Source organism: Prevotella sp. C0026C3 (assembly GCF_056590795.1).
The window spans coordinates 1-12066 of sequence record NZ_JBWPWW010000030.1; the positions used below are offsets into that span (position 1 = coordinate 1).

10 protein-coding genes and 2 pseudogenes are annotated in these 12066 nt (G+C 43.6%); 2 read left to right on the forward strand and 10 right to left on the reverse strand.

Annotation, left to right across the window (positions count from 1 at the left end; translation table 11 throughout):
- Positions 1–76: pseudogene (locus AC1EK4_RS11465) on the forward strand (two component system sensor kinase); the annotation flags it as partial.
- Between the two features lie 196 nt (positions 77–272).
- On the opposite strand, the gene AC1EK4_RS11470 reads toward AC1EK4_RS11465, so the two are convergent.
- The 5 genes from AC1EK4_RS11470 to AC1EK4_RS11490 all read right to left on the reverse strand — a co-directional run bounded on the left by AC1EK4_RS11470 (position 273) and on the right by AC1EK4_RS11490 (position 4933).
- Positions 273–683, reverse strand: coding sequence for a plasmid mobilization protein (locus tag AC1EK4_RS11470; protein ID WP_025883492.1), 411 nt, complete (start codon positions 681–683; stop codon positions 273–275).
- A gap of 560 nt (positions 684–1243) precedes the next feature.
- Entirely contained in the window at positions 1244–1552 is a 309-nt protein-coding gene (locus AC1EK4_RS11475; RefSeq protein ID WP_044244860.1) for a helix-turn-helix domain-containing protein, read from the reverse strand.
- Between the two features lie 20 nt (positions 1553–1572).
- A complete protein-coding gene (locus AC1EK4_RS11480; protein ID WP_004331544.1) occupies positions 1573–1842 on the reverse strand; it encodes a helix-turn-helix domain-containing protein in 270 nt (89 codons plus the stop codon).
- Positions 1843–2436: 594 nt separating this feature from the next.
- Positions 2437–3708, reverse strand: coding sequence for a site-specific integrase (locus AC1EK4_RS11485; RefSeq protein WP_007365534.1), 1272 nt, complete (start codon positions 3706–3708; stop codon positions 2437–2439).
- Between the two features lie 4 nt (positions 3709–3712).
- Positions 3713–4933, reverse strand: a complete 1221-nt coding sequence (locus AC1EK4_RS11490; protein WP_004331551.1) for a tyrosine-type recombinase/integrase — start codon at positions 4931–4933, stop codon at positions 3713–3715.
- A gap of 285 nt (positions 4934–5218) precedes the next feature.
- On the opposite strand from AC1EK4_RS11490, the pseudogene AC1EK4_RS11495 reads away from it, so the two are divergent.
- Positions 5219–6763 (forward strand): annotated as a pseudogene (locus AC1EK4_RS11495) (helicase-related protein); the annotation flags it as partial.
- A 41-nt stretch (positions 6764–6804) separates the two neighbouring features.
- Here the strand turns inward: AC1EK4_RS11495 and AC1EK4_RS11500 are convergent.
- The 5 genes from AC1EK4_RS11500 to AC1EK4_RS11520 form a co-directional block, all read right to left on the reverse strand.
- Positions 6805–7758 carry an Abi family protein gene (locus AC1EK4_RS11500; RefSeq protein ID WP_036868495.1) on the reverse strand — a complete coding sequence of 318 codons (954 nt, stop codon included), beginning with the start codon at positions 7756–7758 and terminating at the stop codon, positions 6805–6807.
- A 380-nt stretch (positions 7759–8138) separates the two neighbouring features.
- Entirely contained in the window at positions 8139–8447 is a 309-nt protein-coding gene (locus tag AC1EK4_RS11505) for a helix-turn-helix domain-containing protein (protein WP_195253993.1), read from the reverse strand.
- A complete protein-coding gene (locus tag AC1EK4_RS11510) occupies positions 8435–10498 on the reverse strand; it encodes a bifunctional DNA primase/helicase (protein ID WP_021669140.1) in 2064 nt (687 codons plus the stop codon). Before AC1EK4_RS11510 ends, AC1EK4_RS11505 begins: the two co-directional genes overlap by 13 nt.
- The gene (locus AC1EK4_RS11515) at positions 10495–10893 is read right to left on the reverse strand and encodes a hypothetical protein (RefSeq protein ID WP_048742084.1); all 399 of its coding nucleotides are present in this window, start codon (positions 10891–10893) and stop codon (positions 10495–10497) included. Before AC1EK4_RS11515 ends, AC1EK4_RS11510 begins: the two co-directional genes overlap by 4 nt.
- A 51-nt stretch (positions 10894–10944) precedes the next feature.
- Complete coding sequence (locus tag AC1EK4_RS11520) at positions 10945–11361, reverse strand: hypothetical protein (RefSeq protein WP_036857307.1); 417 nt, start codon at positions 11359–11361, stop codon at positions 10945–10947.
- Positions 11362–12066 lie beyond the last annotated feature (705 nt).

The window sequence follows — 12066 nt, forward strand, 5'->3', positions numbered from 1 at the left end:
TATCGGATGTATGGCATATAATAGCCTCTATGAATGGCAGGAGATAGAAGCATTAGAACTTGGCAATAAAAAAATAGGTTCATCCGAGATTTTGTGTGATACCTAACAGCGGGATAAGAAAGAAGCTGGCTCTATCTTTAGTACCTTTGAAAAAGTTAACTAATACTATTCTTAGTACTTATGATAGAAACCAGCTTCTTTCTTATTCACCTTCTTGAAGTTGTAGCCGAGCGCACCCCCGAGGTTCTCCGTTGCTGAAATCTTAGCAATCATTACTTGCGGTAATCAATGGTCAGAGAGATAGCCTGCTCCTGTAATGCAATGATCTGAGCTGATAGTTGCTCCAGCTTCTCAAGCAGTATCTGAGCAGTCTTCACGCTATGATAGCTGTTGATGGCACGTACAGCTTGATTATACAGCACACCTATCTTATGTATCTGGGCAGTCAATTCGGAGAGTTTACGATAGTACTCCACAGCAGACTTATCTACCGTTATCACCTTGAAATGCTCCCCCAATATCCTTGCCCGCACAAAGTCGGACTTCGTTTCCGCCCCTGACTTATGGAACAACTCAATCGCCCGTTGCTGGTCTTTCGGGTCAGGCAAGCGTACGTGCCAGTTGTCCCAGCGAGGCTTATTCAGCTCTTTTCGCTTACGATCTCTTTCTGTCTGCTCGTTCATCTGTTGTTTCTTCTGTTAATTACGACTTTGGAGTAATTCATCTCCCCTTCGGGGCAAGGGTCTTTGTGTTACAAACTGCGGTTTGTGTTACAAAGACACACCTTGCCAATATCAAGAATTGATGCCACGCATCTGCTTCAGATTAGGAATTAGCTTTTGACTTTCTGAGCTAAGTTTTGAGTCAGGTTAAGACTTAACTCAGTTTTGACTTGACTCAGTTTTGACTTGGCTCAGTTTTGACTCAACTCAATTTTGACTTGACTCAAAATTGACTTGAGTTAAAACCCACTTCTTGACCATACCAAATCTTGACTTACCCAACTCTTAACCGAAATCCCCTATGGCTTACTCATTTGACCGCAGGTAATTGTAAGTTCAGATTAAACGCTGAAAACGCACCGATGAAGTCAACAATCCCCAAAGAGGGACAAAAGCACGCACACCGATGGAAGAATTGACACTCACCGAGAGATTGTATGCTCTTGATGTCAGCGTTCCCAAGTTCAAATGAGTATCCGCTAAACCATATCTCAACTCACTTCTTTTACCCCGCTGTCCAATTACTTATTTCTCTTATATATAGGATTATAGTGCCTTTCAAGCATCGCTTGTATATCGCTCTGTTTGTAGAGTATCTTGCCTCCAATTTTGTAATAAGCTATTGTTCCACTATCTCGGTACTCTTGTAGTGTGCGACTGCTCAGACGTAACAGCTTGCAGACTTCCTCACTTGTAAGGTAAACCTCTCCGCCCAACATAGGACGTGCAGTAGCGCAATAACGCTTCAGCTTCTTCAAGACGCTCTCCATAAGTTGTGCAAACATCTGCATTTGAGGGTCTTGTTGTGTAATGATTTCGTTCTCTGACATAGTTCATTCAGTGTTTGAGTTCAGTCTTTCTTTGCATTCAGTATCTCAGTGATGTCGCTCTCTTTATAGTAGCACTTATGCCCGACCATAGAGAACGGGATTTTACCCGTATCCCGATAGTGTTGCAGGGTGCGCTTGCTGATTCCGAGCCTACGGCATACGGCTTCATTGTCAAGCCATTCTTCCGTTTCGGGAGGACACCCGATAAGCCGTTCGATACGGTGGATGAAATCTGCAAAGGAGGAGTAGTGCTGCTCCCATGCCTTGCGGTCGATGATGATAAGTTTCATTGCATTGTTGTTGATTACGTTGTTAATACTCAGCAAACGAGCAGTTTTTCTGTCGATTGCCCTTCTTGTCGGATGCAAAAGTAACCCCTCTAAAGCGGAAAAAGAAAGAGTGAGGAAGAATAAGGAAATAGTTAGGGAACAAGGGAAATGGTGAATACAAAAGCCTAGGCTATTGCGGTAATGAGATGAGGCGCTGGTTCGTTCCGTACTAGCGAAAATAAAATCAGATCACTCTCGAGTGTTTGATTGCTTCGACATCTCTCTATCAATTAACAGAGCAAGAGCACACTCTTTGGCTTGATTGATTGGTAGAGTATTTGTCTTGTCGCTTCTTGCGTCCAAAGAGCCTGAGTATGCCGTATTCGTTCGGGCTTATTCTTTTGGCGGTTAGCCTATTGCTGCAAGGTTGGAGCGAAAAATACGACCGCACTAACAATCGAGTTTTTGCAAGTATGATAGTCCCAAAGTACAGAGAAAAGCCCTGCGGTGGAGATTTTTCACTCCATCCGCAGGACTTGACCTTGCAAGCAATCAAAGCAACCGCCATACCTTTGCCCGACCGAATATGGCTTCAGGTCTTTGAGGAAAGTTCACCTACAAAGGTTCAGATTGCGTTTTGTCTTGCTGTGCTATTGACTCACAATAACCCTCAAAGGCAGAATGCTCTCTGTCAGTGAGTGCAGTCATATCCTCTTGTATCTTGTGATCGGTTATCTTTCCGTAGATTTGTGTTGTACCAATATTGCTGTGTCCGAGCATTTTACTAAGCGTTTCCATTGAGATCCCGTTGGATAGGCAAATTGTGGTTGAAAATGTATGGCGAGCCATATGAAAGGTCAAACCTTTCTCTATTCGGCATATCTGACCAATGTTCACACAAGCTAAAGACGCCTTGCGGGTGGTTAGGTTAGGGAATATCAAGTCGTCTACTTTCTTGTCTTTGATATAGAATGAAAGGATTTGCTTGGCAATAGGCAAAAGTGGAATGATAGCTTCTACGTCCGTTTTCTGCCTTTTGATACGGATTTCCTCCGTGCCGTCTGCATTACGGATGATATGCTTTAGCCTGATCCGTTGCATGTCCACACGTGCCAGACCAGTAAAGGCACAGAAAAGAAAGAGCTGCCTTGCCCGTTCGAACTGCCTGTCAATGATGGGTGTTTGTAATACCCGTTGGAGCTCCTCCGTAGTGAGATAACGCCTTGTGCGGTGTGGCAGTTCCGCTTTGTAGTCCACAAAGGGGTCGATGCGGATATACTTCTTCTGCTGACCTATGCCGATGAGCTTTCTTAGGAAGATGACCACAATCTGAATTGTGGCAAGGGAAAGGTTGCGCTCAGATTTGAGATAGAAGTCCATCCCCTCGATAAAGCCGTAGTCCAACAATGAGTAGCGAATATCCTCCAGTCCCAATCGTTCACGCAGATAAGCCTCTATGAGTTGTGTGGCATAGATGTAGTTGGCAAAGGTCGGCTTGGCAACCGTTACCCCCACACAGGGATGTTTATCCTCAATGAAGAGATGTGCTTCTTCCAAAAGAAAACCTTTAGGTTTGTCTTCTTCCATGAGTTCACATTTCAGTAGCTCGGCTGTGATATAGCCACGCTGCCATACTAATTCTTGATACTTCGCTTTGGCTTGTTCCTCTTTGGCTTGGAGATAGCGGTTGATTTCCTTTATCTCTTCGCCCGTTCCCTTGCATCTTCCCTTACGACTATCCCAAAGTTCGGGAGCAATCTCCTTGCCCGTGCTGTATTGCACCTGCTTTCCGTCTATAGTGATGCGTCCCATAATCGGACATTTGCCGTTCTTCTTTTCTTTGGACCGATTGATATAGAATAGTGTTTTGAATGTACTTCGTGCCATAATATCAAAGCTTCAAGGTGAATGTATCTTGTATGCGTTGCTGCACATTTTGCATCTCTCGATGGATTCTCTCGGAGGAAACAGCAGCATATACTTGTGTTGTTCTCAGGTTGGTGTGTCCGAGCATCTGGCTCACCGTTTCAATAGGCACTCCTGCTGAGAGCGTGATGAGCGATGCAAAGGTGTGGCGAGCCATATGAAAGGTTAGCGGGCTTTCCATACCGATATTTCTCTGTATGTAGTGCATGCCGTTGTGGATGATGTCGTTAGTCGGCACATCAAAGACAAAACCCGCACGCTTACCTCTGTACCGCTCCATTATCGCCCAAGCAGGTGGAAGCACCTGTACACGATACGGGGTCTTGGTTTTCATTCGCTTGCCCTTGATGCAAAGTTCACCTTCTTCCAAGACAATGTTTTCCTCTCTGAGATTGCGCACGTCTGAGATTGCCAAGCCTGCAAAGCAGGAGAATACGAACAAATCACGGACAATACGGTAGTTCTCCCATTCTATCTCCAAGTCAATGATGCGTTGCAGCTGGTCTTGTGAGATGCTTCTCGGCTCACCTTTGGGACGTTCATAACTGTAGCCCAAGAACGGGTAGAAGTCCAGCACGCCTTTCTTCACCGCCATGCGGACGATGCTCTTCAAGGTGGATAGAGCACTTGACACGCTGCTACGTTTCAGTTTTCGGTCAATGGAGAGGTAGTACTCGAAACCCTCAATAAAGGCTTTGTCTAATTGTGAAAGGGGAATGTCGCTTACTTTATACTTCTTCTGCAGATACTCACGGAGCAGGGATAGCTGATAGGTACGGAGCTTGAATGTCTTCAAGGCTCTATCAATGCCTATGCGTTCCTTTGTCTGTCTGAGATATTCCTCAAAACTCTGCAAAAGCAGGGCTTGACGGTGGATTTGCCCCTGATAAGCATCCCTCACATCGGTGGCGGTAAAGGTTTCTTCTCTTTCACTGAGTTCGTGAAAGCGTGCGTGGATGAGTGCGGTGCATTCACCGAGTTTCTGATTGACGGACACCGCCATAGCACTCTTGCCGGTGAGTCGTTGCTTACGGCTATCCCATAGGGAGATCGGAGTCTTACACTTGGTGGAGAACCCCGAATGGGTTCTGCCTACGGAGATGCGCCCGATGACAGGCACAAGTCCTTTCTTGTCGGTTCGTCTTGCCTGAACAAAGAACGATACTTTCAGTTTGTTTTCTTTCATTCTTCTATCGTTTTTCTAAATTCCCTTTGCTTGCAAAGGTACAGTGAAACAGGTGCTTCTGAGCGATGCAGAACGATGAAATACGATGAATAAAAAACTGTGGAGCAGTTGTTTAGCTTCAATTCGTAACCCCTCTTTGCTCTTTCTTCGATGGGTTACGATTTGGAAACGGAACTCCTGCCGTTTTATGCTCGTTTTTGCTTATCCTCAAAATAGCAAGAAAGCCTAAATGAGGCTATTCCAAATAGTTACATCCCTTGCATGTCCCGCTATTTCCCTTAATTCTTAACTGCCGATTATGCCCGCAAGATGAGCTTGGATCTACGCATGATAGACGAAAATGGGTACTCAGACCATATTGACAACAAGGCAAGCCATTGTGCGAAATTACTCAATGACTACTATCAGAAGTATGATGCACAGAAAGGTACGCAGTTTGTATTCTCCGATTTGGGTACGTATAAGCCCGGTGGAGATTTCAATATCTATTCTGAGGTAAAGCGTAAATTGGTGGAAGATTATCATATCCCGTCCTACGAGATACGCTTCATTCAGGAGTGCAAGAATGAGAAAGCCAAGAAAGCGATGGTCGAAGCAATGAATCGTGGAGACATCCGTATCATTTTCGGTTCTACTTCCATGCTCGGCACGGGTGTCAACGCCCAGCAGCGTGCGGTGGCGGTGCATCAACTTGACACGCCCTGGCGACCCTCAGATTTGGAGCAGCGAAATGGTCGGGCAATCCGTAAAGGCAATATGGTTGCCAAAGAATTTGCTGACAACAAGGTCGATGTGATTATCTATGCCGTGGAGCGGTCGTTGGACAGTTACAAGTTCAACTTGCTTCATAACAAGCAATTGTTTATCAATCAGTTGAAGACCAATACGCTCGGTAGTCGTACCATTGACGAGGGCTCGATGGACGAGGATAGCGGTATGAACTTTTCAGAGTATGTTGCCGTGCTATCTGGTAATACAGACTTGTTAGAGAAAGCCAAACTCGACAAGAAGATTGCCACTTTGGAATCAGAGCGCAAGAACTTCCTCCGTGAGCGTGATGCCGCAACGGGCAAGTTGGCGGAGATTGACAGCTCTGTGTCTTTCCATTCAGACAAGATTAAGGAAGCTAAGGAAGACTTGGCGTGCTTTGAGAAGCGTGTGGAGCGTGACAAAGAAGGTAATCCTATCAATAAACTTGTCATTAAAGGTGTGGAGGACAGTACGAACATCAAGGTCATTGCCACACGCCTGCAAGAAATTAACGACAAGGCACGTACCAAAGGCGAGTACAATAAAATCGGTGAGATTTATGGTTTTTCCATCATGGTCAAGACGGAGAGCAGTTCAAAGGATCTGTTTGATTGCTCGATAAACCGCTTCTTTGTCAAGGGACAGGAGAGCATCTACTATACTTATAATAACGGTAAGTTAGCGGCAGACCCGAAACTTGCCTGCGAGAACTTCGTAAATGCCTTGGAGCGTATCCCTAAGGTGATAGAGTCGCATGAGAAGGAAATGGCAAAGGTCGTGACCAACAAAGACGTTTACACCAACATTGCCAACAGTTCTTGGAAGAAAGAGGACGAGCTTCGCTCACTCAAAGGCGAGGCAGCAGAACTTGACAGAAAAATTGCACTTACATTGAACGAACCAAATGAAGAAAATGAAAAATCAAACGAAAATGACCAACCTGAGTATTTAAGACAAAATAGTAGTAATAGCCCAAATACTAAAAAGGAAGAGGAGGGGGTAATTTATTCAAGTTCTATGAATAATAGGAACAAACAAGAAGAAAGTAAGGGATATATTGTAAAATCCAGACTGAGATAAATAGCGATGGTGTGTCATAATTGATACACCATCGTATTATATTATTTCCACAAAGAGTATTCTCTCCATTTTTCAGGAAAGCCCATGTCTTTCAAAACTACCAATTTGGGAGATTTGTCCAATAGGGTGAGCAAACTCTTTCTAAATGAGCTATCAGGACTGATTATTTGCTGCAAATACAAAATTACAGATAAGTAGGCAAACAACTTATTGTCCCTTATCGTTGCAGCTTCTTGCTTTGACAAGAAAGGATAATTCGTTCTATAAGGAAACTTCAAGCCTATTGTAAAGCGGCGATTCCATACACGACTATGATGGGCACAAGTATTGCGTAAAGACGATAAACCGTGCATCCAATTCTTCAAAATATCGACATTGTATAGTCCCAAATCTCTGCAAATTGTTTTACTAGAAGGATTATTCTTGTCCAAAGCAAAAAACAACTTACTCAATGTTCCCATAGAAACAACCTCTAAGGTCATCCACGCTGGCGGAAAAGCAGGTTCGCTATACTTTTGATAATAATGAGCTATAAATTCCTCATTACTTCGCTTGACCTCTTTCATTAAATCCCCTACAACAGGTTTATCATCTATAATCTCGTTGCGTGTCAATGCGATAAACTTATCGTGCTGAAAGTATAACTTATGATTGAGAAACCAAAAGGCGTCATTTTCATCAACGGAATAAGTTAAGGTGATTCTTGTTCTTAATGCCACCTCGATTTTTTCAATGGCATTGAAGATTAAAGAGCGTAAACGCCTATCAAAACAATAAAGGTCTATCACATCTTGAAAAGAAATGTCCTTTCTCAGAAATTCGTGATTAGCACCTTCCCCGTTATTTTGAAAAGGGTATGTGTATGCTCGTAATCTATAATAACTTATGTTATAAAGATATTGGGACGCAAGTTTTTCGTCTCCAATATTAAGTCCTCGATCGCATAGCTTTTTAACCTGCTCAGATGTGTCTATGGGCTTCTTTTCGTACCTCATAACCGTATATAAACTCGAAGACCTCCCCGGGTGCGCTGTTCTGATGAGAAGCGTGGGAGGTCATATTGACTGCAAAATTACTACTTTTTTTTGAATGCGCAAGGAAAATGCCGAAAAAATTATTGCAAGCGATGAATTTTCCATTAAAAGTAGCATCAAATGTAGAAATTACAAATAATTTTTGTCCGCAACCCTATCTTTATCGGTTCAATAGTTTCAAACAATATATGATAAATTCCTTATCAAAGAAATAAGCGAGTACTGTTATCTTTGTGAGCGGTAAATCCGTGACCAACTTTTTTACTTGCAAAGGTAATTATTTTGTTGTGTAAACACTTGGCATTTACACAACAAAAATAATCTAATTAGGAAATCAATTACTACCAGCCATCTCGCTTCCGTACCATTTCATCTATCTCTTCCCGAAGGAAAAGCAATCGACCGTTAGCCTTGAGAAAGGGGATTTTCCCTGCCCAAACCCAGTTATAGATGGTCTTCTGCTCCACTTTGAGTATCTTGGAAACGTCGATGATGTCCAAGTATTCGGGTTTCAATGGAGGGTGAATGGTCGTATCGACAGATTGCTCTTGCAAAACCAGCAGATGGTCAAGTTTACTCTCAACAGTCATCAGCTTGTCAAACAAGCGTTTCTGCCATGTATCTTCGGTTCTTTGGTCTATGTATGACATAATTCTCCTTTTTGATAGTTACCACTTGTGTCTTGCGACAAAATACGCTGCTCTTTCATATAGGCAATGTACTTCTTTGCCGTTCGATCCTTGATTTCCATTTCACGCATCAACACATCGCACAACTCTTGATATGATAGCTTTAGTTTGGCACGGAATGCAGACTTTACGACAGCCAACAGTTCATCGGTCTTGCGTTTTTCCTTATCCTCTTTCGACTTTTCTCCACGATAAACGTGCATATCGGCTTCCTTGTCCCATCCAAAGAGCATTATCGGCACATCTAGCGGGCTTCCATCACGCACTTTCAAAGCCTTGACGACCGAGTATTCGGGATTGTCATCTTTCTCGATGGAGAGAATGCCCGCAGCCTTACGTTGCAGCTCCGAGCCTATATGTCCCCTTAGTTTAATGCCATTAGGTACAAAATGGAGTACACAAATGATACAAGTATTGTAAATGCCTGCTAAGCGGTAGAGTTCATCCACAATGGCTATACTCTCCGTTTCGTCGTTGGCGGAGCGTATCAGGTCTGCTATACCGTCAATGACCACAAGGTGTATTCCCCCGTGCTTGTGATGGAACAAGTCCATACTTTCACGAATAATCTTCAGTCTGTCCTTGCGTGATAGCGATGCCAGATAGAGAGAATGATAAAACTCAGGCACGGACTTGATACCAGCCCTGCGAAGCGTCTTCTCCAAGTTCTTATAGAGTTGTGCCTCGGACTGTTCCGTATCATAGTGAAGAACTGCCAAACCTTTGAGGTTGGCGGTTACCTCCAATCCCAAGGTTTGCTCTGCCTTTAATCGTTCTCTCCCAAGAGTGCCGGCAAGGATGGCGGCAATGTAGTTGCTTTTGCCTGTTCCTTCTCCACCTGTGATACAGAACAGATTGTCCTGCGTACCGAGCGGAACTCCATTGACAGCCACCACAGACTTCGAGGCATCAGGAGGGTTATCATAGTCAATTTCACAAGAGCGCAGCATCATCATCGTCTGTGCATACATATTGGTGAACATATCATTAAGAAGCACTTTCAAGTCCTTTGCTTCATTGCCCAAGGCAAAGAAGTCCGATATATCCTTCTCCGACTTACCCCCTTGCAATGGTAAGGTTAGACTCAATACCTTGTATTGAGCAAGTGCATCTGTCTGCCGTTTAGCTTCTCTTATGCCTGTCTCATCAGAGTCGTACAATATAATAATGTGGCGAAAGCGGAGCTGTAACCCTTCGATGATATTCTCAGGAATCTGTGCCGTCTCACTGTTGAAACAGATGGCATTGAAACCATGAGCCGAAAGTGAAAGCACGTCTTTCTCCCCACCTGTGATGAAAACAACATCCCCTTTGCTGGGCAGCTGCTGGAAGCCAAAAACATAGTCGTTCACTTTCTCACCCCCATAAAGAAAGCGCAGCTTACTCTTAGGGCGATAGACTTTTACAAACTTCCCCATACTGTATGCAAACATCGGATCTTCATGTGTTGAACCAAGTGTAAACGGCTTACCCTGATTGGAGACAGATTCATAGCGAGCAAGCGACTTTACATAAAAACGTTGCAGAGTCTTAGTATCAATACCATATTGCTCCCAATAGTCTAGTTCTTTGACATTGAAAGATTGCTCAATTAGCTTGTACCACTTTTTACCTTCCATCTTCTTGAGCTGGTTAGGTGGTTGTACTAAGGTTGGTTTACAAGGCTTCATCATCATTGTGTGGGGATTACTATGTTCTTTCCTTTCAATGCAAATATTCAGCTGCAAGTCCCGATTTATGGTTTCAAGCACCTTAACAAAGTCTTTCCTCACGTCCAGTCCGAGCATTGTGGCTGCAAACCAAAAGCAGTCGCCGGAGTAGGCATCGTTGCCAAAGTCCTTCATTCGGTAGCAGCCGGACTTGTTGTCGAGATAGATATTGCACGATGCACGCTTGTCGTCATACAAAGGATTTCGGAAATTACGCTTTGGCACAAAGTCTATGGGCATATAGAAGCAGAACACATCCAGTCCTTTGTTAGTTCGGCTTAGTATTTCTTCTTTGATGTTCATAGCTCCTCAAATAAAGTTTGACCATTTCCCATATAACCTTTAAGGACACCATCCTTGTAGGCGTTGAGTCGTTGCAGGGCTTCCACTCGTCTGAAACCCTTGAAGGAGGCACGTCCGCTCTTGACGGCGACGTAAAGTCCCTTGAACGGATAGGCAACGTGGTTGCATGATATATACCTGAACGGGATTGCGTTGGTGTCCCTCCATCGGGCAAGGGATGCCCGCGAAATGCCCAAGAGTCTGATGACGTCGGAGGAACTGAGTTCCATCTTATCCTCCAAAACGGAATAGTCGCGTCTCATTTCCACGATAAAGCCGGCTATCCGCTCCATGTCGTTCCTTAGTGAGCGTAACTCTGCAATTACCGTCTTTTGTAAATTATCTTCTTCTGTCATATGCTACTTCTCTTTTCAGTTTAGGATTGAATTGTTGCTCTCCGTGGATTATCATCCGTCTGGAAATTCAGAGTCCTTCCCCAATTGGTGCAATAACTGCATAAGATGCTGCTTAAATCTTCTACTGTCTAGCTTGCACAGCCGATTGAGAATAACGATGAGATCTTCCTGCTCCATTGTGGAGAAGCGAAGGCTTTTATGGGGTGTGGTTGCAATCATGGAATCAATCATTCCCTTTGGGAGATGTATCAGCAGCACATCCATATCGAAGGCTGCGGCACATCTTGCATAAGTGTTGATACGAAGGTCGGTCTGCATCTTGCAGTGTTTCATAAAGTTGGAATATTCCATATCGGCATAGCCTGCCCTTAGCTTGCAGTTTTTGCTGGCGGAGAGCATGATTTCAAGTGTCGGAAGTACAACGTAGAATTTTGCATTACTTCCGGAGTTTTGTTTCTTTGTCTTCATATGTATCCGTCTTTTTGTTAGAAATAATGCTGCAAAGTTCTTAACAAATAGGGCTTTAGAAAGAATATTAAATTGCCAATATTGGCATTATATTGCCATTTTGCATTTTTAACATTATGCGTTATTTGTTGCCGTGTTGCCCAATACGTAGGCGAAAATCTTTAGCCTGCCATATCAATCAATCACACCTTTGGGACTGTCAGTGCATGGTGCAAGGTCTATCTATATATATAGACTTGCACCATGCACTGAAAATTGTAGCCAAAAGATTTCTAAAACATTTTCCCACAATAATTTGGAGGATGTTCTACTTTTTTGTACTTTTGAACCCAAGAAATGCAAGTGCGCATTTCGGGTAGCAGTATCTGCGTGTACTCTCAAAATACTCTGTTGTGGCTACAATATGGCTACAATTTAAAAGGATAAAAAAATAAAAGACTATGATACAAGGAGTTGCAGCGGAATGGTCATTTTCCTCTCTCTCCGCAAACAAGGGTGTAAATCAACGGACTTTCGTGATTTGCACCCTTTTGCTTTTGGTAGCTATTGGTAAGAATTTGAGAAGCGATTTGGTGTCTCATTCTTATCGGTACGCTCTCCATCAGCTGTAGGAAGAGAAATTTAAACCATATAAACATATGAACACAACGTTTTCTTTATCTCTTGCCGGTCTGACATTGGCTATGTCTCCGGCCAGCATGATGG

Coding starts and splice junctions, on each gene's coding strand:
- AC1EK4_RS11520 (WP_036857307.1), bottom strand. CDS start 11,361: ATGAAGACAAAGAAACAAAACTCCGGAAGTAATGCAAAATTCTACGTT.
- AC1EK4_RS11510 (WP_021669140.1), bottom strand. CDS start 10,498: ATGAACATCAAAGAAGAAATACTAAGCCGAACTAACAAAGGACTGGAT.
- AC1EK4_RS11505 (WP_195253993.1), bottom strand. CDS start 8,447: ATGTCATACATAGACCAAAGAACCGAAGATACATGGCAGAAACGCTTG.
- AC1EK4_RS11470 (WP_025883492.1), bottom strand. CDS start 683: ATGAACGAGCAGACAGAAAGAGATCGTAAGCGAAAAGAGCTGAATAAG.
- AC1EK4_RS11480 (WP_004331544.1), bottom strand. CDS start 1,842: ATGAAACTTATCATCATCGACCGCAAGGCATGGGAGCAGCACTACTCC.
- AC1EK4_RS11515 (WP_048742084.1), bottom strand. CDS start 10,893: ATGACAGAAGAAGATAATTTACAAAAGACGGTAATTGCAGAGTTACGC.
- AC1EK4_RS11485 (WP_007365534.1), bottom strand. CDS start 3,708: ATGGCACGAAGTACATTCAAAACACTATTCTATATCAATCGGTCCAAA.
- AC1EK4_RS11490 (WP_004331551.1), bottom strand. CDS start 4,933: ATGAAAGAAAACAAACTGAAAGTATCGTTCTTTGTTCAGGCAAGACGA.
- AC1EK4_RS11500 (WP_036868495.1), bottom strand. CDS start 7,758: ATGAGGTACGAAAAGAAGCCCATAGACACATCTGAGCAGGTTAAAAAG.
- AC1EK4_RS11475 (WP_044244860.1), bottom strand. CDS start 1,552: ATGTCAGAGAACGAAATCATTACACAACAAGACCCTCAAATGCAGATG.